Annotated in this window: 28 protein-coding genes and 1 other annotated feature; of the genes, 9 read left to right on the top strand and 19 right to left on the bottom strand. The window is 45.6% G+C overall.

Annotated elements, in window-relative coordinates; genetic code table 11:
- Positions 1–7: 7 nt before the first annotated feature.
- From xerD to V6B33_RS13115, 5 genes are all read right to left on the bottom strand, one after another.
- Complete coding sequence (gene xerD, locus V6B33_RS13135) at positions 8–901, bottom strand: site-specific tyrosine recombinase XerD (RefSeq protein WP_334218191.1); 894 nt, start codon at positions 899–901, stop codon at positions 8–10.
- A 6-nt stretch (positions 902–907) separates the two neighbouring features.
- A complete protein-coding gene (locus V6B33_RS13130) occupies positions 908–1135 on the bottom strand; it encodes a YqzK family protein (RefSeq protein WP_334218190.1) in 228 nt (75 codons plus the stop codon).
- Between the two features lie 236 nt (positions 1136–1371).
- Entirely contained in the window at positions 1372–1827 is a 456-nt protein-coding gene (gene fur, locus V6B33_RS13125; protein ID WP_175991141.1) for a ferric iron uptake transcriptional regulator, read from the bottom strand.
- Between the two features lie 109 nt (positions 1828–1936).
- On the bottom strand, positions 1937–2590 hold the full coding sequence (gene spoIIM / locus V6B33_RS13120; RefSeq protein ID WP_334218189.1) for a stage II sporulation protein M: 654 nt from the start codon (positions 2588–2590) through the stop codon (positions 1937–1939).
- A 126-nt stretch (positions 2591–2716) separates the two neighbouring features.
- On the bottom strand, positions 2717–3265 hold the full coding sequence (locus V6B33_RS13115) for an NUDIX hydrolase (RefSeq protein ID WP_334218188.1): 549 nt from the start codon (positions 3263–3265) through the stop codon (positions 2717–2719).
- A gap of 80 nt (positions 3266–3345) precedes the next feature.
- Here V6B33_RS13115 and mciZ point away from each other — a divergent pair, with 80 nt between their 5' ends.
- Together mciZ and V6B33_RS13105 are read left to right on the top strand one after the other, a co-directional pair.
- Positions 3346–3480 carry a Z-ring formation inhibitor MciZ gene (mciZ, locus tag V6B33_RS13110; RefSeq protein WP_334218254.1) on the top strand — a complete coding sequence of 45 codons (135 nt, stop codon included), beginning with the start codon at positions 3346–3348 and terminating at the stop codon, positions 3478–3480.
- 122 nt (positions 3481–3602) lie between these two features.
- Positions 3603–4526: an aldo/keto reductase gene (locus V6B33_RS13105; protein WP_334218187.1), complete on the top strand. Its 924-nt coding sequence runs from the start codon at positions 3603–3605 to the stop codon at positions 4524–4526.
- A 94-nt stretch (positions 4527–4620) separates the two neighbouring features.
- Here the strand turns inward: V6B33_RS13105 and V6B33_RS13100 are convergent, their stop codons facing one another.
- The 4 genes from V6B33_RS13100 to V6B33_RS13085 all read right to left on the bottom strand — a co-directional run bounded on the left by V6B33_RS13100 (position 4621) and on the right by V6B33_RS13085 (position 7593).
- Positions 4621–4851, bottom strand: a complete 231-nt coding sequence (locus V6B33_RS13100) for a YqkE family protein (protein ID WP_334218186.1) — start codon at positions 4849–4851, stop codon at positions 4621–4623.
- A 148-nt stretch (positions 4852–4999) separates the two neighbouring features.
- Positions 5000–5662: a CoA transferase subunit B gene (locus tag V6B33_RS13095; RefSeq protein ID WP_334218185.1), complete on the bottom strand. Its 663-nt coding sequence runs from the start codon at positions 5660–5662 to the stop codon at positions 5000–5002.
- 17 nt (positions 5663–5679) lie between these two features.
- A complete protein-coding gene (locus V6B33_RS13090) occupies positions 5680–6369 on the bottom strand; it encodes a CoA transferase subunit A (RefSeq protein WP_334218184.1) in 690 nt (229 codons plus the stop codon).
- Positions 6370–6405: 36 nt separating this feature from the next.
- A complete protein-coding gene (locus V6B33_RS13085; protein WP_334218183.1) occupies positions 6406–7593 on the bottom strand; it encodes an acetyl-CoA C-acetyltransferase in 1188 nt (395 codons plus the stop codon).
- Between the two features lie 183 nt (positions 7594–7776).
- Between V6B33_RS13085 and V6B33_RS13080 the strand changes: the two genes are divergently transcribed.
- From V6B33_RS13080 to V6B33_RS13065, 4 genes are all read left to right on the top strand, one after another.
- Positions 7777–8676: a hydroxymethylglutaryl-CoA lyase gene (locus V6B33_RS13080; protein WP_334218182.1), complete on the top strand. Its 900-nt coding sequence runs from the start codon at positions 7777–7779 to the stop codon at positions 8674–8676.
- 69 nt (positions 8677–8745) lie between these two features.
- Positions 8746–8877 carry a hypothetical protein gene (locus V6B33_RS13075; RefSeq protein ID WP_334218181.1) on the top strand — a complete coding sequence of 44 codons (132 nt, stop codon included), beginning with the start codon at positions 8746–8748 and terminating at the stop codon, positions 8875–8877.
- A gap of 137 nt (positions 8878–9014) precedes the next feature.
- On the top strand, positions 9015–9938 hold the full coding sequence (locus V6B33_RS13070; protein WP_334218180.1) for an alpha/beta hydrolase: 924 nt from the start codon (positions 9015–9017) through the stop codon (positions 9936–9938).
- Positions 9939–9944: 6 nt separating this feature from the next.
- Complete coding sequence (locus V6B33_RS13065; RefSeq protein WP_334218179.1) at positions 9945–10865, top strand: aminoglycoside phosphotransferase family protein; 921 nt, start codon at positions 9945–9947, stop codon at positions 10863–10865.
- Positions 10866–10883: 18 nt separating this feature from the next.
- On the opposite strand, the gene V6B33_RS13060 is transcribed toward V6B33_RS13065, so the two are convergent.
- On the bottom strand, positions 10884–11216 hold the full coding sequence (locus V6B33_RS13060; RefSeq protein WP_334218178.1) for an iron-sulfur cluster biosynthesis family protein: 333 nt from the start codon (positions 11214–11216) through the stop codon (positions 10884–10886).
- A gap of 127 nt (positions 11217–11343) precedes the next feature.
- Between V6B33_RS13060 and V6B33_RS13055 the strand changes: the two genes are divergently transcribed.
- The gene (locus V6B33_RS13055; protein WP_334218177.1) at positions 11344–11559 is read left to right on the top strand and encodes a CDGSH iron-sulfur domain-containing protein; all 216 of its coding nucleotides are present in this window, start codon (positions 11344–11346) and stop codon (positions 11557–11559) included.
- Between the two features lie 63 nt (positions 11560–11622).
- Here V6B33_RS13055 and V6B33_RS13050 read toward each other — a convergent pair whose 3' ends face one another.
- The 7 genes from V6B33_RS13050 to V6B33_RS13020 all read right to left on the bottom strand — a co-directional run bounded on the left by V6B33_RS13050 (position 11623) and on the right by V6B33_RS13020 (position 18319).
- Entirely contained in the window at positions 11623–11958 is a 336-nt protein-coding gene (locus V6B33_RS13050) for a YolD-like family protein (protein WP_334218176.1), read from the bottom strand.
- A gap of 23 nt (positions 11959–11981) precedes the next feature.
- On the bottom strand, positions 11982–13244 hold the full coding sequence (locus V6B33_RS13045) for a Y-family DNA polymerase (RefSeq protein ID WP_334218175.1): 1263 nt from the start codon (positions 13242–13244) through the stop codon (positions 11982–11984).
- An 809-nt stretch (positions 13245–14053) separates the two neighbouring features.
- Complete coding sequence (locus V6B33_RS13040) at positions 14054–14839, bottom strand: glucose-1-dehydrogenase (protein WP_334218174.1); 786 nt, start codon at positions 14837–14839, stop codon at positions 14054–14056.
- A 60-nt stretch (positions 14840–14899) separates the two neighbouring features.
- A complete protein-coding gene (locus V6B33_RS13035) occupies positions 14900–15754 on the bottom strand; it encodes a GRP family sugar transporter (RefSeq protein WP_334218173.1) in 855 nt (284 codons plus the stop codon).
- A 209-nt stretch (positions 15755–15963) separates the two neighbouring features.
- On the bottom strand, positions 15964–16494 hold the full coding sequence (locus V6B33_RS13030; protein ID WP_334218172.1) for a DUF3221 domain-containing protein: 531 nt from the start codon (positions 16492–16494) through the stop codon (positions 15964–15966).
- Positions 16495–16543: 49 nt separating this feature from the next.
- The gene (locus V6B33_RS13025) at positions 16544–17338 is read right to left on the bottom strand and encodes an SDR family NAD(P)-dependent oxidoreductase (protein WP_334218171.1); all 795 of its coding nucleotides are present in this window, start codon (positions 17336–17338) and stop codon (positions 16544–16546) included.
- Positions 17339–17353: 15 nt separating this feature from the next.
- Positions 17354–18319 (bottom strand): MBL fold metallo-hydrolase, encoded by a 966-nt coding sequence (locus V6B33_RS13020; RefSeq protein WP_334218170.1) that lies wholly within the window; start codon positions 18317–18319, stop codon positions 17354–17356.
- A gap of 167 nt (positions 18320–18486) precedes the next feature.
- Positions 18487–18706 (top strand) — a binding site (T-box leader).
- Between the two features lie 44 nt (positions 18707–18750).
- Here V6B33_RS13020 and proC point away from each other — a divergent pair.
- Together proC and namA are read left to right on the top strand one after the other, a co-directional pair.
- Positions 18751–19575 (top strand): pyrroline-5-carboxylate reductase, encoded by an 825-nt coding sequence (gene proC, locus V6B33_RS13015; RefSeq protein WP_334218169.1) that lies wholly within the window; start codon positions 18751–18753, stop codon positions 19573–19575.
- Positions 19576–19678: 103 nt separating this feature from the next.
- Positions 19679–20695 (top strand): NADPH dehydrogenase NamA, encoded by a 1017-nt coding sequence (gene namA / locus V6B33_RS13010; protein ID WP_334218168.1) that lies wholly within the window; start codon positions 19679–19681, stop codon positions 20693–20695.
- A gap of 376 nt (positions 20696–21071) precedes the next feature.
- On the opposite strand, the gene V6B33_RS13005 is transcribed toward namA, so the two are convergent.
- Both V6B33_RS13005 and rnz read right to left on the bottom strand, forming a co-directional pair.
- The gene (locus tag V6B33_RS13005) at positions 21072–21608 is read right to left on the bottom strand and encodes a histidine phosphatase family protein (RefSeq protein WP_334218167.1); all 537 of its coding nucleotides are present in this window, start codon (positions 21606–21608) and stop codon (positions 21072–21074) included.
- A gap of 15 nt (positions 21609–21623) precedes the next feature.
- The gene (gene rnz, locus V6B33_RS13000; RefSeq protein ID WP_334218253.1) at positions 21624–22550 is read right to left on the bottom strand and encodes a ribonuclease Z; all 927 of its coding nucleotides are present in this window, start codon (positions 22548–22550) and stop codon (positions 21624–21626) included.
- Positions 22551–22664: the final 114 nt, after the last annotated feature.

The raw sequence follows: 22664 nt of genomic DNA, 5'->3' as shown, positions 1-22664 counted from the left end.
TCTTTTATTATGCTCTGGGATGAAATTTCGAATAAACATCTTTTAAGCGTGTTTTCGTCACATGTGTATAAATTTGGGTCGTCGATATATCTGCATGTCCGAGCATTTCCTGGACTGCCCTCAAATCGGCTCCATTTTCCAATAAATGAGTGGCAAAAGAATGCCTTAAAGTATGTGGAGTCAAATCCTTTTCAATATTCGCTTTTTTGGCAAGCGCCTTCAGGTTTTTCCAAAATCCCTGCCTGGTCAATCCTTTTCCATGGTGATTTAAAAACAGATGATCATCCTTATGTTTTTTCGACCTTAATTTCAGCCTGGCATCTTCCAGGTATTTCTCAAGCACCGTCATGGCAGTCCTTCCGATCGGGATGATCCTTTCCTTATTCCCTTTCCCGATGCATCGGACAAACCCCATTGTCAAATGGACATCCTCAAGCTTAAGTGAAATGAGTTCACTCACGCGGATACCGGTTGCATAAAGGATTTCGAGCATTGCTTTATCCCTCATTCCGAGAGGGGTCGAGACTACGGGTGCCTCAAGCAAGGCCTCCACTTCTTCTATACTTAATATTTTCGGTAATGTCCGTTCTGTTTTAGGTGTTTCAATGTGAACAGTCGGATCCTGATTTGTATTTTTTTCCCTTAGGAGAAACTGGTGGAACGAACGAATCGATGCCACATGTCTGGCGAGCGTTTTAGAGGATTTTCCCTGTTCTTTCAGGTGACCCAAAAATTGTACGATATTCACCCGGGTCACCTCATTGAGTGACGATATTTCTTCGACATTCGTCAAGTACAAGGCATAGTTATTCAGATCACGCTGATAGGATTCGATGGTATTCTTTGCGAGTCCTTTCTCCACAATCAAAAAATGCATATAGTCTTTAATTTGGTCTTCCAAATTGCATTACTCCCCGTTCATATAAAAAAATAATAACCGGTCATACCAATGACTGTCTTCATCAGCTACAGAAGAAGACACTTTGACCGCAGCTCCCTCTGGTTCATCGTATTTGTGATACCCTTCGTACTCTTCACTAATCCATATAATTCCATAATAAAACAATATCGTCGATCCGGTAAATAATATAAATACTTTAATGGTCTGCCAAACCATCCCAAGTCCTTTTTTCATCGGTTCGTCCTCCATTTGATATGATATCTCACAGTCCACCAGGCTCTATAATACAAGCTATGACGATTTTGGACTGTTTTATACCAAGGGGGACGCAATTTTTCAGTCATTTTGTGTTCTTTCCGGTCCCTTTGCAGGAATCACGGTGCCGGATTGATTAAAAAAAGCCCTTAAAGATATGTATACAATCGTTTCAGGACGAAACAATAATCAGCTTCTTCAGGGCTTTTCCTATACTATTCAGATTCTTCCTCTTTATCCTGGCATCTTGAACATATGCCATGAAAGGTTAATCGGTGATCTTTTATTTTGAATTTCCAATCTCTCTCAACAATCTTTTCAACGTCTTCAAGCAGGTCATCCTGGATCTCATCAACCGCTCCGCATTCGATACATACCAGATGATGATGAAAATGGGCGGCTCCTTCTTGACGGAGGTCATATCGGGATACACCATCACCAAAGTTGATCTTATCCACGACTTTCAGTTCAGAAAGCAATTCGAGTGTACGATACACCGTTGCCAGTCCGATTTCCGGAGACTTTTCCTTAACGAGGAGGTATACATCTTCGGCACTCAGGTGATCTTCTTCATGCTCTAACAGCACACGTACAGTAGCTTCACGCTGAGGAGTCAACTTATAGCTGGCGGAATGAAGCTGTTTTTTGATTCGTTCGATACGACTTTCCATTGTCCTTCCCTCCCTCGTCAATGTCTATATTATTATATCAAAAAGGGAGGAATAAGCAAAATAAAATAATTATAATCAAGAAACTGAAATGGTTATTACATAATAATGATTATTTAATCCTGGAGATGACCGCTTCCATTAAATGAGGTGAAAGATACGCTTCTATACTTGCAGCAACCGTCACGATCGCCACTGCAATGACGAAGAAAATAACATACCTCGACAGGAAGGGAAGGATTTGAAATTGCATGGATGCACTGTGCCGGACAAATATTTTACGGATTAATGTGAGAGAGAAACCTGCACTGATCACACCGATGAAGATGAAAGCCGGAATAATAATGATGTTTTGCGGCAGGACGCTGACGAAAGAAAGCAGAAAACCGCTCCACCCCATTTGATTCACAAGGAAACCGACGGAAAACCCGACTACAACCCCTTTCATGAAAAGAAGCACAAAGATCAGGGGAAGCCCAATGATTGAAATGCCCAAAATCCAAATCAGTCCAAGATATTTCACATTATGAAGGAAGCTTTGTCTGAACAGTTCTTCCGCTGACGTGATTCTGCCCCCTTCAATTTCACTGAAAAACTTACTCAAATAAAAATAAAGGTCCTCTTTTTGGGCAAAAGACAGCGAATTCACAACAATTGCCCCAAAGATGATTCCCATTAAAAACAGTGTAATGATGAATAAGTAAATTGAGGAATGTGCTTGTACATGTTGTACGACTGGATTTGAATTTGATAGTTTTTTGCGCATCACAATGCTCCTCCCAGATATCAATTAGTAGAATATATGCTGGAAGGGACAAGTTTATGCGCCGCTTTCCGTCAACCTGAGTATAAGCGGAAAGCGGCTTTTATCGTGCTGGGTACGTGTAAATGGTTATTGATTGAATTGCTGCAGCTTTAGATACTGAACTGCATAAGCAGTTTTTGCATCATGAATTCTTTTCTCTTCGATCAGCATGGAAGCCTCTTCCACGGTCACCTCTATTTGTTCTACAAATTCGTCCTCATCAAGTTCTCTTGCTTCTTCTATGCGTTTTATATTTTTTGCTACGTATAGATGCACAAGTTCATCCGCAAATCCCGGTGATGTGTAGAAGGAAATAAGATGCTCAAGCTTCTCGCACCCGTAACCCGTTTCTTCTTCGAGCTCCCTGGCAGCCGTGACGATCGGCTCTTCGCCGGGTTCAAGCTTTCCGGCTGGAATTTCAACTATTGATTTTTCCAGTGCTTTGCGATACTGCTCCACCAGCACAAGTTTGCCTTCCGGTGTCAAAGCGATGACCGCAACGGCCCCCGGGTGTTTAATCAGTTCTCTTTTTGACGTCTTTCCATTTGGAAGGGTCACCTCATCCACCTGCAGGTCGATGATCTTTCCTTTATATATTTTTTCAGTACTGATTGTCTTTTCTTCGAATTTTTTCACTAATCATCTCTCCTTGTTCTGTCACTCGCCTTTCCTTCATACATTCTACCATATTTAATAGAAAGTTTGAGGTGATCCCCCTGCAGGTAATCATTGAAAAAGACCGGGTCATTCTTGCCGGGAAAGCTTGGGAAGTCAAAGCGAAACTGAAGGAATACAGCAGAAAATATGACACCGTCAAAGAATGGACAACCGCTGCAGATAAGTCATTCTGAGGGGAACCATCCTTCTTTGTAAGTCTCCCCCTCCAACAAGGTAATGCGTATCTTTTGTTTAACCGTTCCCGATTTCGTTAAAATAAAAGATAGAGAATGAGGAAATTGAAAGGACGGGTATAATGGAAAAACGACAAATCGGGAACTCGGATCTTTATGTTTCAAAAATGGGACTTGGCTGCATGTCCCTCGGCACTGATGAAAAGAAAGCAAAAGAAATCGTTCAAACTGCGATAGAAAATGGGATCAATTATTTTGATACAGCTGATTTGTACGACTTCGGGCAGAATGAGGAAATCGTGGGGAATTCATTAAAGGACGTGCGTGATGACGTTGTAATCGCCACAAAAGCAGGTAACAGATGGAACGATGTAAAAGAAGGCTGGAGATGGGACCCGTCCAAAGAATATTTGAAATCGGCAGTGAAGGACAGCCTCTCCAGGCTCAAAGTGGACTATATCGATTTGTACCAGCTTCACGGAGGAACCATTGAGGACAACTTTGAAGAAAGTATCGAAGCATTTGAGGAATTGAAGTCAGAGGGTTATATCCGGCAATACGGGATTTCTTCGATCCGCCCGAATGTCATAAAGAGATTCTTATCGCATTCCTCCATCCAAAGTGTCATGATGCAGTACAGCCTGCTGGATCGCCGCCCTGAGGAATGGATGAATCTCCTTGAAGAGCATAACATAAGTGTGATTGCCAGGGGGCCTCTTGCAAAAGGCATGCTTTCAGAAAAAATGCTGGCCAAAGCTTCCAAAAAAATAAAAGAACACGGCTATCTTGACTATTCATATGAAGAACTTGAGGAAGTTCTTCGCTCGATTCGGGATAAATCAAGAGATGATCGGAGCATGAATGAGCTTGCCCTTCAGTATGACCTGGCACACCGCCCGGTCGCATCCGTCATCCCGGGAGCCAGTTCCATCAGGCAGCTGAAGGAAAATATCCAGGCTGTCAATGGAGCCCCTCTGGCGGATGAAGAACTTGGCGTGCTGAAAGCATTGGCGAAGCTTTCCCGGTATGAACAGCACCGGGACTGACATCCCACTCACCAGTTTGTGTGCACCAGCAGCTTTGGCGTTGTAAAAAACGGGTATGGAGAATCCATGCCCGCTTTTTCTGTAATGGACTGTTTTATTTCTTATAATTCTTCCAGTTCATGTCACTTTCATTCAATAATTCTTCAAAAGATTTATTTTTCTCTCTTTGTTTTCTTTCCTCCGCTTTTCGCTGAGTCTCTTCTTCTTTTTTCACTTCTTCCACTTTTTCAAGTTCTTTTTTCTTACTCTTCAATTGTTCAAACAGGTCGGCATTTATGGAGTTCTTTAACGTCAACTCTGCTTCTTGTTTCTTTTTCTTTGACATTCCGGATCCCCCTTGGTCATATCTATCTTATATTTATAAAACTTTTTCCCGCATTCGTCAAAAAGACGGCTCATCCCCCAGAAAATGTTGCAAAAAAACTAAAAAGCCATCCAGGGAGATTTTTCTTTCTCCCTGGATGGCTGGTGTTTTAATAAGCTTCGAGTTTCACATCGTCGGCCACTTTAAGCTCGGCTGCGGTAGAGGATAGAATGTCTTCCACTGTGAATCCGTTTGCCACTTCCCGCAGAAGCAGCCCTTCATGTGTCACATCCATGACTGCACGGTCGGTGATGATCCGGTCGACTACCCCTTTACCTGTTAGCGGTAATGTGCATTCTTTCAGAATCTTACTCTCACCGCTTTTGTTCACATGTTCCATGATGACAATGATTCGCTGCGCTCCATGGACCAGATCCATCGCGCCGCCCATTCCCTTGATCATCTTACCTGGAATCATCCAGTTGGCAAGATCGCCATTTTCAGCAACTTCCATGCCGCCCAGGATGGCAATATTGATATGCCCTCCGCGAATCATCGCAAATGATTCGGCACTATTAAAGTAAGAAGATCCCGGAATGGCAGTGACCGTTTCTTTCCCTGCATTGATCAGGTCAGCATCCAATTCTTCTTCTGTCGGATAGGGCCCTATCCCAAGCAGCCCGTTCTCCGACTGCAGCACAACCTGTTTATTCTCTGTAATATAGTTGGCGACAAGCGTCGGCATTCCGATTCCTAAGTTCACGTAAAAACCATCCTGTATCTCTTTTTCCGCTCTTCTGGCGATCTTTTCACGCATCTTAGCACGATCCATCCTATCCACTCTCCCTTCTAGGCTTTGACTGTTCTTCTTTCTATGCGTTTTTCCTGCTCTGCCTGAATCAATCGTTGAACATAGATGCTCGGAGTATGTACCTCCTGTGGATTGATGTCCCCGATCTCCACAATCTCCTCTGCTTCAGCGATGGTCACTTTTCCTGCAGCAGCAATCATCGGATTGAAGTTCTGCGCTGTTTTGTTGTAAATCAGATTCCCCATCTTATCTGCTTTCCACGCTCTTACAAGTGAGAAATCAGCCGTAAAGGCTTCCTCCAGCAGATATTCCTTTCCATTGAACGTCCGCGTTTCTTTCCCTTCCGCTACTGGTGTACCCACCCCGGCGGGTGTATAAAACGCAGGGATCCCGGCGCCTCCTGCCCGGATCTTCTCGGCTAATGTTCCTTGAGGAACCAATTCCACTTCAAGCTCTCCTGAAAGCACCTGTCTTTCAAACTCTTTATTCTCTCCTACATAGGACCCTATCATTTTGTCAATCTGTTTATTCTGGAGCAATAAGCCAAGTCCCCAGTCATCCACACCGCAGTTATTTGAGATGACTGTCAGTTTCTTAACCCCTTTATCCACAAGGGCAAGTATCAATTTCTCAGGAATGCCGCACAGACCGAATCCGCCTACCATAAGAGTGGCCCCGTCATGTATATCCGCCACAGCTTCACTGTATGAAGTATAAACTTGTTTCATCGTATTCCCTCCTCATTTCTTTCTTAATCAGCCTTCTTATCTATTCATCTCGACGACTGTCGCTACACCTTGCCCTCCGCCGATACACAGCGTGGCCAATCCGTGCCGAACCTGTCTTTTCTTCATTTCATGGATCAGTGTGACCAGGATCCTGGTGCCGCTTGCCCCGATTGGATGGCCTAAGGCAATGGCTCCCCCGTTTACATTGAGAGCATCCTGTTTGAACCCCAGTTCCTTGTCGACTGCCAGGGATTGCGCAGCAAACGCTTCATTGGCTTCGATCAGCTCCATGTCCCCGATCGTCAGCTTTGTCTTCTCCAGCACCTTCTTAACTGCCGCTACCGGTCCAATTCCCATTACACTCGGATCAACCCCTGCATTTGCATTTCCTTTTATTGTCACTAGGGGAGTTATACCAAGCTCATCTGCTTTTTTCTTTGACATGACCACAACAGCAGCTGCGCCGTCGTTAATGCCGGACGCATTACCTGCTGTCACACTCCCGTCTTTCTTGAATGCAGCACGAAGTCCGGATAATTTTTCCGCAGTTGAGCCCTTGCGGGGGAATTCATCCTGGCTGAACTCAATCGGATCGCCTTTGCGTTGAGGGATATGTACAGGGACAATCTCATCCTTGAATTTCCCTGATTCAATTGCAGCACTTGCTTTCTCCTGACTCCATGCCGCAAATTTATCCTGTTCTTCACGGGATAATGAATAGCGGTCACACAGGTTTTCAGCTGTCACTCCCATATGGTAATCGTTGAAAGCACACCATAAACCATCGGAAATCATACTGTCCACTACTTTCTGATCTCCCATTTTATATCCATTTCTCGCACCTTTTAATAAATACGGAGCCTGGCTCATATTTTCCATTCCGCCTGCAACTATAATATCGGCATCCCCTGCAAGTATCGCCTGGGTTGCCAAGTGTACGGTCTTTAATCCCGAACCACATACTTTATTTATTGTCATGGCAGGGACATGTTCTGGTAATCCTGCCTTAATGGATGCCTGTCGTGCAGGGTTCTGTCCAAGTCCAGCCTGCAGGACATTCCCCATGATGACTTCATCAACATCTTCTTTTTTCAGTCCGGCCTTTTCAAGGGCATCTTTGATCACGATTGCCCCAAGCTCAGGAGCTGAAACATCTTTCAATGAGCCGTTAAAGCTCCCAATCGCTGTTCTTACAGCGCTGACGATTACAACTTCATTCGACATTTCTCTTCCTCCCATACTATTCTGACTGATTTGCATGAATTTCCTCCCTTTAGAGAAAGGGCAAAAATATCTCCACTGTAACCTTTTCTATGTAAACGCTTCAATTTCCTCTCTCAATCTTAAAAAATTTAGTTGATTTTGTTGTCGAAATTTTCCTACAATAAGAAAAGAGGAGTGAAAACGATGAAATTACCTGAAACGATTACAATTATCGAGGTCGGTCCCCGTGACGGCTTGCAAAATGAAAAGAACTTTGTTCCAACTGACACGAAGAAAGAATTTATCCTGCGCCTGAAGGAATCAGGCATCAAGGAAATGGAGCTGACCTCTTTTGTGTCGCCAAAGTGGGTGCCGCAAATGCAGGATGCCAGTGATATCGTCGACTCTTGTTTAACGGATGATTCGCGCGATTTCGTGCTTGCACCAAATGAATTCGGCCTCCGGCGTGTATATGAAACAGGCTGCAAGGCAGTCGCTGTTTTTGTAGGGGTCAGCAGCACCTTCAACCAAAGGAATATCAATAAAACAACTCAAGACGCACTCTCAGATCTGGAACCTCTTATTTCTCAGTTAAAAGAACGGGGATATTTTGTCCGTGCCTGTATTTCGACCGCTTTTTATTGTCCCTATGAAGGGAAAATCGATCCTGAAGATACACTTTCCCTTTGCAAAAAGTTTGTTGAAATAGGAGCAGACGAGTTAAGCGTCGCGGATACTGTGGGGCGTGCGAATCCTCTTGAAGCGTATACTTTATTCACATTACTAAAAAAAGAACTCCCGGACACACTCATGACTGCTCATTTCCATGACACAAGGAAACTGGCTCTTGCCAATATCCTGGCTTCCATGGAGGCCGGTGTTGACCGGTTCGATACATCAGCCGGCGGACTTGGAGGATGTCCGTTTGCCCCTGGGGCCACAGGGAATGTAGCAACGGAAGACGTCGTATTCATGGCAGAAGAAATGGGAGTGTCGACCGGCATCGACTTAGATAAGCTGTCCCGTGCGATCGATGTCGTGAAGCCGCACATCAGCCGTCCGATTGAAAGCGGGTATTACCGGCTTTACGAACTCAACAAATAAGTTTAGATGAATACCACCTTTCCCCGCCGAGCATTCTAAGACTAATCTGAATGCTGAGGAGATGAAAATATGAGTCAAAAACGTGATAAAGGCATGAGTCAGAAGGGAAAGCCGGCCAGCGACACAGTATCGAATACACTCTCTGCTGAAGAACTGGATAAAGCGATTCATCCGACTAAACGTCAAAATGCCAAATCATGATCCATCCTGCAGAAGCGCCCCCCCTGTGATGGGGAGCGCTTCTCATTTTTCTTTATATCAGTCCACCTTATAAATTCCAATTCTTTCCTCTTAGTGATAAAATGAAAACACCGTTGTTAGACAATGAGGTGAATGATTTGAAAAAAAGATCACTATTTTTAGGCGGGATCCTTTCCGCTCTCGGTATCGGCGGACTCGGATACTTCATCACGAATACTTTCATGTATCTCCCGAAAAAAGATTATAAACTCGTTCGATCAAGGGAAACCGATGCCCAACGCATCATTCAGGAGGAATATGATGCCCTCCCAAAAGAAGAGGTCAACATCGCTTCCCCATACGGCTATCATCTCAACGCCATTTTCGTCACACCCCATCCACATAATAAATACATGATTTTTGCGCATGGCGTCACTGAAAACAAACTCAACTCCATTAAATATATGAATCTATTCATTAAAAAGGGCTTCAATGCCATCATTTACGATCACCGCCGTCACGGAAACTCCGGCGGCAAAACGACCAGCTACGGATATTACGAGAAATATGATTTGAAAGCGGTCGTTGATGAGCTAATCCGGCGGGCGGGTGATGACGTCTTCTTCGGTTTACATGGCGAGTCAATGGGCGCCGCCGTCGTGCTGCTATATGGAGGTAGTGTCGAGGATCGCGCCGATTTCTACATCGCCGACTGTCCCTATTCAAACTTCGGTGAACAGCTTTCCTACCGGATGGGTGTCGAACTCGGGATGCCTGCAAGATTTCTGCTTCCGCTGGTAAACCGCACCCTGAAATTTCGCGAGGGTTACTCGCTGAAAGATTTGTCACCTAGTTCGGTCATTCAGAACATTCAAAAACCCGTGTTGTTCATCCACAGTTTGGAAGATGATTATATACTCCCGCGAATGACCGAAGAATTATTTAATAAGAAACAGGGACCCAAGATGATGCATCTGGATTTCCGAGGAACCCATGCCCAATCATATAACGAGGATCCGGAGAAGTACGACAGCGTCATTCAACGGTTTCTCGAAGAAGTTGAAGCGTCTCAGAAAGGATGATGTATAATGATCCCGGATTACTTTCGGTCTAAAATGAAAGCAATGTATGGGGAGTCCGGTGTCGTATGGGCAGATCAAGCCGAACTAATAATCCTCTCCCTGAAGGAAAAATTCAACCTGACATTCGGGGACCCTTTCTCTTTAAGTTATAATTTCGTCGTCCCGGTCATATTGCCCGGCGATACTTCTGCCGTATTAAAAATGGGGTATCCCAATAAAGATTTTTCTAATGAGTTTCATGCACTCGTGGAGTTCGCCGGCGATGCCATGGTAAAGGTGATCGACTCTGACCGGGAAGCAGGCTGGATCCTCCTTGCGCATCTCGAGCCCGGCACTGGTCTGCATTCAATAGGTGATGAAGACGCACGATTGAAAATCTTCGCTTCAGTGGCCCGGCAGTTATGGCACAAACCTTCAGCTCTTCATACGTTCCCTGATGTTAAAGCCTGGTCAGAAGGAATTCAACGGTACCGGTCCCGCTTTCATGATGCAAACGGTCCCTTGCCGGAAAAAATGATCGCAAAAGCAGAATCGCTGTTCGTACATCTTCTCAGTTCTTCAAACGAACAGTATTTACTTCACGGTGATTTGCATCACGAAAACATTTTGTACTCAGCTTCATCCGGCTGGAATGCAATCGATCCCAAAGGATTGGTCGGAGAGCGGGAATACGATTGCATACAGTACACGTTAAATCACTGGAAGCAGCACGAAGATCCTTATGAACTCTTAAAGCACAGGACTTCTGCTTTATCTTCCCTGCTCTCTCTTTCCTATGAAAGACTCATCGCATACGGGTTCTGTCATTCAGTCCTGTCTGCCTGCTGGTGTGTGGAAGATGGGAGTGATTGCTGGGAAAACGGGGCGGCCATTGCGGAAATGTATGAAAAACTCATAAAAGAAAACAAAGCCGGCTCCCCTCTCTAAATGGGACCGGCTTTTCCACTATTCTTCGGGATACAGGATGAAGTTCATTCTTCCATTGATGATTTGCCCCGGGCTTTTTAATTGGAATGTATTGCTGCTTGATGAGAAATCGATCTTCAATTCTTCATCAAGGAAAACCGTTTTCGACTTCTCTACCAAAATCGGAAGACTATTGGTTTCCACTGTCACATCGTCAGTTTCATCCGGCTTTGTCACATACCATAATGTTGGAATGCCGCTTACCACACACCCGCATCCTTCTATATCATATTTCAATTTCAAGCAGCCTTCCCGGCCCGCTATTTTATCGTTTATCTTTTCTGTCGCTGCATCTGTCAGTTGAATTTTCATATGACTTCCTCCTCCTTTTCATCCTATCATATTTCCACTGTTTCCTTTATAATATTGCATTTTTCCGTCTTTCACTTTACTATCATAATGGGGAAACTTTTGTATTATATAGAAAGGGTGGGTTTTCATGGCAAAAGCTCAAATCAAAGTCAATGACAACGGTTCTCTTCGTGTAAGCGGAGATGTGGAGCTGATCGACGCAGAAGGGAATGTATTTCCTACGAAGCAAGTCTTCTCTTTATGCCGCTGCGGTTTATCTGCAAATATGCCGTTCTGCGATGCTTCTCACAAGGGGAAATTCGAATCTTGTGTACGTGCGGAGAAAGTGCTGGATGAGGAATAAACATGTAACCGGAGAGACTTCAATGCGAAAGTCTCTCTTTTTTATTGGCACATGGCACCCTGCTCACCCTTCAAAAAAACGGATGTCCGAGATGCCCGGTAAACGAATATAGTGAACCTTCCCTTCACGGTCCACCACATGCAGCTTCCCTTCCAGCGCATCAGCATGGTGAATGGATCCGACGAGCTGTTCATGCCGATGATGTACATAATGAGTGATCGATACCGGCTTACCGAACTCCATCGCTTCCGCCACCACCTCGTTCAATACTTCCAATTCTTGTTCATCAAGCTCTTTTCTTTTTTCATACGTATCTTCCTTCGCCCAGTCCCGTAATAATTTCACATGCTCCGGCAGCATCATGGACGTCCATTTGATTCTTCCACGGTCACGAATCATGCCTGCTCACCTCCTGAATCCCGTCACGATTTATGTCCTCCGACGAGCCGCGCACGATGTCTCGCCGTTCCCGCTTCCGTATAGGATACCGCCCTGAGCAGGGAAGCCGACCCATACTTGCGGCGAATCTTATCCACTACATATCCCAATTCGCGCTTCTCCCACCGCTTGGGATCGAATAAAGAAATCTGCATCGTTTCATCTTCTGTAATATTTGAAAGGGCGATGGATATTTTCCGGACAGTCTTTCCGTTATAATTCTCTTCGAAAAGCTGGAGACAGACCCTGTACAAGTCCATCGTGATATTGGTCGGATCTTCCACTGTCCTTGAGCGGTGAAACCCCCCACCGAATTCTTCCTGGCTGTATCCGATCCCAAAACTGACCGTTCTTCCCGCCTTCTTATGCGTCCTTGCTCTTCTTGCCACCTCTTCACACATCTCAAGGATGACAGATTTGATTTCCTTCCTCTCCTTGTAATCCCTGAGGAGGATCTGGCTCTTTCCGAAGCTGATCTGCCCTTCCATGATCGGCGCCCCGATTTCCGATAAATCCACACCCCAGGCATGGTAATAGAGCTGGTTGCCCATGATCCCGAACTTCGCTTCGAGCTTTTCCACCCCATACTGCGCCAGCTGCCCGACCGAGAAGATCCCCATCCGGTTGAGCGTCTTTTCGAGCCGGCGGCCGATTCCCCACATCTCACTGAGAGGAGACAGCGGCCACAGTTTTTCCGGAACGTCTTCATACCTCCACTCTGCAATCCCTTCCTTCTTTGCTTCAAGGTCCAAACAGAGTTTGGAGAGAAGCATATTCGGTCCGATGCCAATCGCACACGGAAGCTGAAACTCCCTTTCCATATCATCTTTGACCTTCCGGGCGATGGTCATGGCGTCCCCCCACAGGTGAGTGGCCCCGTCAATTTTAATGAAGCTTTCATCGACACTGTACGTATGTATGGCGTCTTTCGGGACGTAGCGATGAAACAAGCGGGTGATTTCAGTGGAAATGCGTACGTAGGTGGCCATTTTCGGCTCCACGAGCCTGATGCGGGGATCCTTTGGGATTTCAAACATCCTCGATCCGGTCTTGATGCCAAAGTCCTTCTTTAACCTGGGAGATGCAGCCAGCACAATGCTCCCCTGCCTGTCCGGGTCCCCGACAACCGCCAAGTGGCATTCGAGCGGATCGAGGCCGAGCATGACAGCCGAACAGCTGGCGTAAAAGCTCTTCATATCGATGCATAAAATCTTGTGATGTGGCAGCCCGCTGTAATCGACGGTCATTTCCCATCCCTCCTTCACTCCTTATAATCGAACACTCGTTCTTATTTATTATATCTATGATTTTATACGAATATACGTTCGCTTTCAACTTAAATTACTGGGAATGGAGTTAAAATATTGGGAAACCGAAAAGCGGAGGCGGCTCGCTCAGAGGCGACAAGCATAAGGCAGGGCAGCCATAAAGGCGCTCTTTGCCTTTTTGGATGGCATGACTTATGTCTCGAGCCTCTAGCCGCCGGAGCTGGACAAACCGAAAAGCGGAGGGGCTTTGCTCAGAGGCGTGAGGCATAAGGCGAATCGGCCACGAAGGCGTTCTTTGCCTTCTTGGCCGAGTTGACTTATGACATGTGCCTCTAAGCCCCGGAGCTGGACAACCAGAAAAGCGGAAGGACTTTGAAGCGATGCGGGTAGCATACGACAATTAAAGTGCACCGCGGGACAAACAAGAATCATTCTAAGCAGCGCAATTACCGGGAAAGTGACGCAATAAATTGAAAAGAAGCTCAATTATCCCTAAAATGGCGCAATTAATTAAAATCCGGCGCAATACTTCAAAAAGTGGCGCAATAATCCTCATTACCCGGTCCCAAGAGGAATATACAGAGATGAGCACTGCCTTAAAAACCTACTTATTCAAATAAAAATATAAATGAATGCCCATTTCAGTTGTAACTATCCCGTTTTAATCTCATAAAAGGGTGAAACATCCTCCACATCTGCTGGGACCTCCATCAAATTCACTTTTGCATACAAACCCAAAAAGAGTCTGCTCCATCAAGAGCAGACTCCACCCATAAACAAATCTCACATCACCCTTTGCCGGCTTGAAACCCTGGATACTTCGTCATCCCGCCATCGGCGATCAATGTCGTTCCGGTTACGTAGCTTGCCTGTTCTGACGCAAGGAATGCCGCACAGGAAGCGATTTGTTCAGGTTCCCCTATGTAACCGAGCGGAATGAGTTTCTCAACCCCTTTTTTCTTTTCAGGGTCGGAAAACTTTTCTGCGTTAATGGGGGTATCGATGGCACCAGGGGCAATGTTGTTAACCCGTATGCCGTCAGGGGCAAACTCTAAAGCAAGGCTTTCCATCAACAGCTTCACCCCTCCTTTGCTGGCTGCATAATGAGCAAAATGCGGCCATGGGATGATTTCGTGTACAGATGAAATGTTAATGATGGACCCCTTGATGTTATGGTCCAGCATATATTCAGCCGCTTCCCGGCAGCCGAGGAAGGTTCCCGTCAGATTCGTATTCAATACTTTATTCCAATCTTCGAGGGACAACCTTTCTGACGGCACTTCATTTTCGATTCCTGCATTGTTCACATAAATATCGAGACTGCCATACGTATCGTGGGCGAACTTGACAAAGGCTTCCACATCCTCCTCTTTTGTCACATCCCCCTGAATGATGGAGGCAGTGCCCCCGCTCTGTTCGATTTCCTTCAATAATGCACGGGGGTTCTCTTCTTCACTGAAATAGTTAATGATCACCTTGCATTGTTCCTCTGCAAACCGCTTAGCAATCGACTTTCCGATCCCCGTGGCGGCACCTGTGATAATGACGACTTTTCCTTGTAAATCCGAATACATATGACTTCCTCCTTTATTATTTTTCAGAAAGCTCTGACCGTTGCAGCGATGGCTGCCTGTCTATTCTTTGGTAAAACCGAGCAGCACCCCTCCGATGATGATGAGGATACACCCTGCGATTACAAGCATAATTTGTTTCTTCGATTTCTTTTCCCCTAAGAAGAACAAACCTCCGATTGTTGAAATCACGATTCCTGTCTGGGACAGGGAAAAGCTTGTAGCCACACCGATTCTCGGAAGTGCGAGCAGCAATCCGAGATTTCCGGCTGCCCACATGAGACCGGTCAATATATTCCGGAGTGTATATTGATCAAAGGGTTTATGCCTGATGGTGATGGCGACCGCCCCGATGAACATCCCGATGGCCTGAGGTAAAATGGCTTCCCACCCGTCGATTTTGAACCAGCGGACAATGACGACATACGCTATGTATCCGAGACTTGAAATAAATAATGTAAGAAGCCCTTTCTTTAATTGCTGGTTATCTTTGTCCTCTGATTTTTGAGTATAGGAGGTCAAGACCACTCCAATGATCAGAGCGATGACCGCACCGCTTCCGAGCATGATGGTTTCCATGGTGGTCCACTCTTTGAACACCAGGACACCGAATAAGGTCGTACCGATCAATTGCATCCCGGTAGATACGGGAACGGTTTTCGCAACCCCTATAAACTTGACGCTCGCAAGCTGATTGACTTGTCCCACTGCCCAAAACACACCTGAAATGAAACCGACTCCCCAGACAAGCATGGACAATTCCGGCGATTTAAAAAAGAAAACACCTGCTGCGAACAACAGGGAGCCAATTGTGATTCCAACCGTCTGACTATAGGCATTACCGCCAAGCTTCACGCTGACAAACACAAGGCTTCCCCATGCAACTGCGGGGATCAGGGCTAACAAGATTCCTGTCATATCTTCACTTCCTTTTACATATCTGACACTAGTTTTCCACCAAGGCAGAAAAATAGGCATGGATTTTAAAAAACAGCCCAAAATCCTTGTTCATTGATGCATACCCTTAATTTCTTCTGTATAATCTCCCTGGATCCCGTGCTCGTGAAGCCGTTCAAAAACATATCTAATCAACACAAAAAGAGCGGATCTTTGATGACCGCTCTTTCTTATTCATTGGCAGTAGTTGAAATGGGGACGATGACACGCCTGTCATCAATACTGACAAGCACGTGAACTTCCCTGTTGAGGGATAGATCTTTAAAGCGCAGGGAGTACATGCCTGTTGGATTCTTCTCCATAGACTGCATCACCACTTGGGAAAAACGGGGATCCTTTACGACAAGTTCCACCGCATCCCCTTGTTTTTCACTTTGTTCGTCAGTCAGCAAAATAAATTGATGTGCAGCGGCATTGGAAGGGAAAGATTCCCCGGCTGCCCCATCAAACTTCACCTTTACCTTCTGACCGATTTTTAAATCTTCGCTATGTAAAGATTTCTTCTTATCAGATTTAAATTCTGTTTCTTTATCGAAGGAAAACCAAATGTCGTTAATCAGCACTTTACCATTCTCAAGATCAATATCAGTCGCAAAGCCTATGAAATCTTCATTGTGCTGAGGCTTGCCGGCACCACCCGAATGACATCCGGTTATGAGAAAAAAGACACACAGCATGAATAAGATGGACCGTTTTTTCATAGACTCCCTCCTTATAAGATTAGACGTACTAAAGAACTATTTAGTTTCACTATTTTTTGAAAAAAAGTTTATTTCCTACTTTTTCTACAAAAGATGGAAATAGTTGATAAATGACACTGCCTGCATTCATCCAGACCGGCAAGTTGATTTCCCTTCTGTTTGTAAATAGCGAATTCACCACTTTTTCTGCGACTAAATGAGGATTAAGCATCCATTTACCGACATTCTTCGCATATGTTCCCGACTCATCGGCAATCGAAAAAAAGTCGGTAGCGATCGGTCCGGGATTGACGGCAGTCACCTGTACCCCATAACGCGATGCTTCCATCCGCAGGCTGTTGGTATACCCGAGCACCGCATGTTTAGATGCTGAATAGGCACTTGATTTAGGAGTAGCAAATTTACCCGCCTGAGAAGCTATATTGATGATATGTCCGAAGCCCTGCCTGCGCATATGAGGCAGAAGCTCCCCTGTACATGCAATCAGTCCGAGGACATTCACTTCAAACATCCCTTTCACAACTGAAAAAGGGGCTTCATGCGCTTCTTTGAATATCCCGAAGCCGGCATTATTGATTAAGCCGTGCACTTCTCCGAAGTCATCCATGATCGTGGTGAAAACACCGGGTATTTCGTCGTATTGAGCTACATCCAGCTGATATATCTTAACCGTCGTCTGATAGTCGGCTTCGATTGTTTGTTTCAGGTTTTCCAGCAAATGCAGACGCCGGGCAATCAAAGCCACATTCCCTCCGTTTTCAGCCACTTTCAAAGCCATTTGTTCACCGATTCCGCCGGAAGCTCCTGTTATGATGATGTTCTTCCCTTTGACTCTTTGATTCAAAACGATTCACCCCGATTACGCATAGTAGTAGTAAACATTGTCTTGAATTTCTTTCCGGATGGATCCGACAGATTCAAGATAATCCAGTTGACCGATCGTTTCCGATAAGGTAAGTCCGAGCTCCTTTTGATAAACGGAAGGAAATAAACGTTTGCAAATTTCAAAAACCGTTTGCTGTCCATCCTGCAGCATCACCAGGACTGAACCCGCTCTTTCCTCCTGTTTCCCGAGTCTCTTCGGAATCAGGCCATGAACATCCGCGACTTCTTTCCCATGACCGGTATAGACATAAGATATGGGGATGTTCATTAGCTTTTTCAACGAATCATTGTATTGAAGGAGTGGTTTGGTACGCTCTGTCCCCCCCTCAAAAGGCGGCTCGATGATCGGATTGGGAGAGATATGCTCAAGGATATGATCTCCCGCTATCATCACCCCGTCACTTTCTCTGTAAAAGGAAAGGTGGCTTTGGGCATGCCCCAATGTTTCAATGATCTTCCACCCGGGCATGCCCGGTAAAGGATCCCCTTCTCTTACAGCCTCATCCAAGTTTCTGTTTCCCATATATTTCAATGGGCTTTTAAATTTAGGGATTGCTGAAAGATAGGCTTCGGGAAGTCCTGATTCCAGCCCCAATCGATAGAAAAAACGATCATATTCCTGATGAAAACGCTCATCTCTATTGATCCAGTACTGATTGTATTTATGCCCGATAATTTTTACAGAGTCCGAAAACCGCTGCAGCATTCCAGCGTGGTCGGGATGATGATGCGTGAGGACAATTTGCCCGATATCATCCGCTGAATAGCCTAAAGAGTCAAGCGCACCGGTCAGCTGCGTCCAGGCAATATCCGTAAGCGGCCCGGCGTCCACCAGGGACAGCACATCCCCTTTTATCAAATATACATTGACATCTCCCACCGCATACGGTGTCGAAAGAGTAATTTTAGCAATGTTATTCACAAAACCAGTTGTTGTCATTGTTCCACCACATTCCAGTATATTGAATCTTCCAAAAAAATGAATGATCCTTCATTCTTAGTGTACATTTTAATCCTTTCTTTGTCATTTTTCATATCTTTTGAATATACTGAAATAAACCCTTGACAGACAAGCTGTTTTTTTAAGATAATCACCTATAATATAAAGTTAAAGCGATGATAAAGAATAGTAACGGATAAATGGCGTAAGAGATCGGTGCTCATGGGCTGAAAAGCACTGTCGCCCTCTATGTCCGTGAACCTGCCTTTAGAGCGTCTTAAAACAGAACGTTTCCAGCGTTACATGGAATTCAAGTGTATTCATTCCGCTCTGCCGGATGGATAAAACAAGGTGGTACCACGGAAGCATGACCCTTTCGTCCTTTATGGATGAAGGGGTCTTTATTTTTATTACGAGGAGGGTATGTGAAAATGAAAACATTATTTATCGGAGCCGGCTCGATGGCACACGCCTTATTAAGCGGTGCCATTAATGCACAGGTTTTGAAAAAAGAGGACGTGTATGTGACAAACCGGTCCAATCAACAGCGATTAACAGAACTAATTGGACATTTTGGTGTGAACGGGGTAAGCAGCCGTCTCCCATCAGAGGAGCTCGATGTGATCATCCTTGCCATGAAGCCAAAGGATTTCCACGAGGCAGCACCGGCGATAAAGAGCTTCCTGTCCCCAGGAACCCTCATCATTTCTGTATTAGCCGGCATATCGATCAATCATATCAGTGAAACCCTCTCGTTTAACGGAGCCATCGCAAGAGCCATGCCGAATACCAGTGCTGCACTTGGAAAGTCAGCGACAGCTGTCACATATAATGAATTTCTTTCGGAACAAAACAAAGAATGGACGCTGAAATTCTTCCGTTCGGTCGGTCTGTCCGTGGAGGTTCCGGAAGAACAGATGGATTTAATCACAGCCGTGTCGGGGAGCGGTCCAGCTTACATTTATTATGTTGCAGAGCTGCTCGAGAAAGCGGCAGTGGACTTGGGAATGCAACAAGAACTTGCAAAGGCATTGATCATCCAGACCATTTCAGGTGCATCAAAAATGCTAGAAGCTTCAGGCAAGGAAGCAGGCATACTGCGCAGGAATGTGACCAGTCCTGGCGGAACGACAGAAGCAGGCATTACTGTCCTCGAAGAATCCGGAGTCAGCGAGGCATTCTCAAAGTGTGTTGATGCAGCCAAGGCGAGGTCGGAAGAGATGGGAAAAGAATTAACGTTCAATCATGTAAAATAAACCGAATAGGCAGATTCCTTTTCACGTGTCAATCGAGGTTGCTATAATGAGGGAGTGTAACTATTTAGGAACACGAAACAAATGGCCGAAAGGAGATTTTTTGTTGAAAACAAAGTTATTCGAATCTTATACACTAAAAAATATTGAACTTAAGAACCGTATCGTGATGGCACCTATGTGCATGTATTCTTCACACAATGAAGATGGAAAAATAGAAAACTGGCACCGAACGCATTATGTAAGCAGAGCAGTCGGCGGTGCGGGACTGATTATACAAGAAGCAACCGCGGTCACTCCGCAAGGCAGGATTTCCCCGCAGGACCTGGGTATCTGGAGTGACGAACATATCGAAGGCCTGAGCGGGTTAGTAAACTTGATCAAGGAACAAGGGGCAAAAACCGGCATACAGCTGGCTCATGCCGGCAGAAAAGCCGTATTGGAAGGCGACATCATCGCTCCTTCCGCCATCCCTTTCAACGATGAGATGAAAACCCCTCTGGAAATGACTTCCGAGGATATCAAAGAAACCATCGCTGCATTCGTGAAAGGTGCGGAAAGAGCCAAGAAAGCGGGATTCGATGTCATTGAGATACACGGGGCTCATGGATACCTCATCAATGAATTCCTCTCTCCTTTATCGAACACAAGAACCGATGAATACGGGGGATCTCCCGAAAACCGATACCGCTTCCTCCGTGAAGTGATCGACGGGATAAAAGAAATATGGGATGGCCCGCTACTCGTTCGTGTGTCCGCAAAAGACTATCGTGAAGACGGATTGAATGTCGAAGATTATGTTGTATTCGCGCAATGGATGAAAGAACAGGGGATCGATCTGATCGACGTAAGTTCGGGAGCGGTAGTTCCTGCACGAATACCGGTATACCCCGGTTATCAAGTGACACTTGCTGAAACCATCAAGAAAGATGCCCTCATCCCTACAGGAGCCGTGGGACTCATCACCTCCGGACTTCAGGCAGAAGAGATCCTTCAAAATGAACGTGCCGACCTGATCCTCCTCGGCAGAGAGCTGCTGAGAGATCCATATTGGCCACGCAGCGCCGCGAAAGAACTGAACCAAGAAATACAAGCGCCGAAGCAGTATGAGAGAGGCTGGTAATAAGAAAAGCGGAAGGGCTTTGCTCAGAGGCGGGTGGCATAAGACGAACCGGCCGGGAAGGCGGCACTTTGCCTTCTTGGACGGTTTGGCTTATGACATGTGCCTCTAAGCCCTGGAGCTGGACAACTAGAAAAGCGAAAGTGGGCGTTTTGCTCCCTTTGAAAAATGTTCTTTGTCTTTAGAGGCGCTTTTTGCCTCAAAAGACAAAGGTTAATTTTCAAACGGGAGCAGACCACTGGAGCTGGACAAAAAGAAAAGCGGAAGTGGGCGGCAACCATAAGACGAATAACTTCCCTTGAAAACCGAGCAGATTCATGCTCGGTTTTTTTCTGATAAAGTACTTGAAACAGGTCACTATCAATCCATCAACGGACCGTCACGACTCCCAGATTCGTTCAAACCTGCCCCCATCCGTTCTCACAAGGTACACATCCGGATTGGTCAAAGCCAACAATTCATCGAATCCGAATTTCTCATCGAAACAGCGCAAAAGTAAAGTGGTAAGGTTGCCGTGACTGACAACGACTATGTGGTCTTCTTCACTATTCACAATATCCTCGATAACCGAAGCGGCACGCTCCATTGCCTCTTCATTGGACTCTCCTCCGGGGAATGCAAGGGAAAAGTCCTCGAAGCTTTCCCGCAGTTTATCCTTCCAGTCCGGAAGATCCTTTCCACTCAATATTCTCTCACCGAGACGATCATCTTCATGTATCGGCAGCTCTTTACGTTCAGAAAATGGCTGGATCGTTTGCAAAGCTCTTTTATAAGGGCTGGAATAAATGGCTTCAATCGGGTATTTCTCCAAAAAAGAAACCAGGTTTTGTGCCTGTTCCTCCCCATCAAGTGTTAATGATGCATGGAACGGCTGTCCATCTGCTTTAGCATGACGCACAATGTAAATGGTCTTCATGAAAGGTCCTCCTCTCTATTTTTTCAAGGGAATCACATGCTCAAGAAAATCTTTGGCGATATAGCTGTCCGGGAATACTTCCCTTGCCTCTTGCTGCAGTTCCTGCCACGCTTCTTTGGCAAATCGTGAAGAGATATGAGTCAGGAACAGAATAGTCACTCCGGCATCAGCTGCGGTTTCTGCTGCTTGTTTAGTGGTGGAGTGGAAATATTCATGTGCCATCTCTTCCTGATCACTGCTGAAAGTAGCTTCATGGACCAGCACATCAGCTGAACAGGCCAGCTCGGATGCATTTGTACATATGCGGGTATCCCCCAGGATAGTGACGACACGCCCGGGAATAGAGGGACCGATGTAATCATTCCCGTTTAATATACTTCCATCTTCGAGTAAAATCTCTTCGCCTGCCTTCAGCTTTTTATACACCGGACCTGGCTTGACCCCTCTTTCCTGAAGGCGCTCCACCTGCAATTCCCCTCGTTTATCCTTCTCCTCGACCCTGAAACCGAAAGTCGGGAGTGCATGCTGAAGCTCCTTCGCCACTACTCTGAAACCCTCATCCTCAAAGATCACTCCTTCTTCTATCTCGACTATTTGAAGGGGGTACTTCAGATGGGTCTGGCTGATCGATAGCGAGACATCGATGAACTGTTTAATGCCCTTTGGGCCATAGACAGTAAGCCCCGTTTCTCCTCCCTGAAAAGATCTGCTTCCAAGCAATCCGGGCAATCCGTAGATATGATCCCCGTGAAGATGGGTGATAAAGATTTTTTCAATTCTTCTTGGTTTCAAACTCGTATGTAAAATCTGATGCTGGGTGGCTTCACCACAATCAAAAAGCCACACGGCACCTCTTTCCTCTAATAATTTCAACGCAATACTTGTCACATTGCGCAGCTTGGCAGGTACTCCAGCTCCAGTGCCCAGAAATAATAATTCCACATTCTTCACCCCTACTGTGATCGATGATATTCCTATCATAGCACATTTCCCCTGCAAACCCCGGCAGCCAGGCACACCCATATCCCGTTTTAGAAATATTCCTCCCGAAGGATG

Source organism: Mangrovibacillus sp. Mu-81 (assembly GCF_036867415.1).
Classification (GTDB): domain Bacteria; phylum Bacillota; class Bacilli; order Bacillales; family Bacillaceae_B; genus Rossellomorea.
The sequence above is the reverse complement of the archived record's forward strand: the minus strand, read 5'-3'. Positions and strand labels throughout refer to the sequence as shown.

Excerpts from the sequence above, each read along its gene's own strand:
- V6B33_RS13130 (WP_334218190.1), bottom strand. The coding sequence starts at position 1,135 with ATGAAAAAAGGACTTGGGATGGTTTGGCAGACCATTAAAGTATTTATA.
- fur (WP_175991141.1), bottom strand. The coding sequence starts at position 1,827 with ATGGAAAGTCGTATCGAACGAATCAAAAAACAGCTTCATTCCGCCAGC.
- spoIIM (WP_334218189.1), bottom strand. The coding sequence starts at position 2,590 with ATGCGCAAAAAACTATCAAATTCAAATCCAGTCGTACAACATGTACAA.
- V6B33_RS13105 (WP_334218187.1), top strand. The coding sequence starts at position 3,603 with ATGGAAAAACGACAAATCGGGAACTCGGATCTTTATGTTTCAAAAATG.
- V6B33_RS13100 (WP_334218186.1), bottom strand. The coding sequence starts at position 4,851 with ATGTCAAAGAAAAAGAAACAAGAAGCAGAGTTGACGTTAAAGAACTCC.
- V6B33_RS13095 (WP_334218185.1), bottom strand. The coding sequence starts at position 5,662 with ATGGATCGTGCTAAGATGCGTGAAAAGATCGCCAGAAGAGCGGAAAAA.
- V6B33_RS13090 (WP_334218184.1), bottom strand. The coding sequence starts at position 6,369 with ATGAAACAAGTTTATACTTCATACAGTGAAGCTGTGGCGGATATACAT.
- V6B33_RS13085 (WP_334218183.1), bottom strand. The coding sequence starts at position 7,593 with ATGTCGAATGAAGTTGTAATCGTCAGCGCTGTAAGAACAGCGATTGGG.
- V6B33_RS13080 (WP_334218182.1), top strand. The coding sequence starts at position 7,777 with ATGAAATTACCTGAAACGATTACAATTATCGAGGTCGGTCCCCGTGAC.
- V6B33_RS13075 (WP_334218181.1), top strand. The coding sequence starts at position 8,746 with ATGAGTCAAAAACGTGATAAAGGCATGAGTCAGAAGGGAAAGCCGGCC.
- V6B33_RS13065 (WP_334218179.1), top strand. The coding sequence starts at position 9,945 with ATGATCCCGGATTACTTTCGGTCTAAAATGAAAGCAATGTATGGGGAG.
- V6B33_RS13060 (WP_334218178.1), bottom strand. The coding sequence starts at position 11,216 with ATGAAAATTCAACTGACAGATGCAGCGACAGAAAAGATAAACGATAAA.
- V6B33_RS13055 (WP_334218177.1), top strand. The coding sequence starts at position 11,344 with ATGGCAAAAGCTCAAATCAAAGTCAATGACAACGGTTCTCTTCGTGTA.
- V6B33_RS13050 (WP_334218176.1), bottom strand. The coding sequence starts at position 11,958 with ATGATTCGTGACCGTGGAAGAATCAAATGGACGTCCATGATGCTGCCG.
- V6B33_RS13045 (WP_334218175.1), bottom strand. The coding sequence starts at position 13,244 with ATGACCGTCGATTACAGCGGGCTGCCACATCACAAGATTTTATGCATC.
- V6B33_RS13040 (WP_334218174.1), bottom strand. The coding sequence starts at position 14,839 with ATGTATTCGGATTTACAAGGAAAAGTCGTCATTATCACAGGTGCCGCC.
- V6B33_RS13035 (WP_334218173.1), bottom strand. The coding sequence starts at position 15,754 with ATGACAGGAATCTTGTTAGCCCTGATCCCCGCAGTTGCATGGGGAAGC.
- V6B33_RS13030 (WP_334218172.1), bottom strand. The coding sequence starts at position 16,494 with ATGAAAAAACGGTCCATCTTATTCATGCTGTGTGTCTTTTTTCTCATA.
- V6B33_RS13020 (WP_334218170.1), bottom strand. The coding sequence starts at position 18,319 with ATGACAACAACTGGTTTTGTGAATAACATTGCTAAAATTACTCTTTCG.
- proC (WP_334218169.1), top strand. The coding sequence starts at position 18,751 with ATGAAAACATTATTTATCGGAGCCGGCTCGATGGCACACGCCTTATTA.
- V6B33_RS13005 (WP_334218167.1), bottom strand. The coding sequence starts at position 21,608 with ATGAAGACCATTTACATTGTGCGTCATGCTAAAGCAGATGGACAGCCG.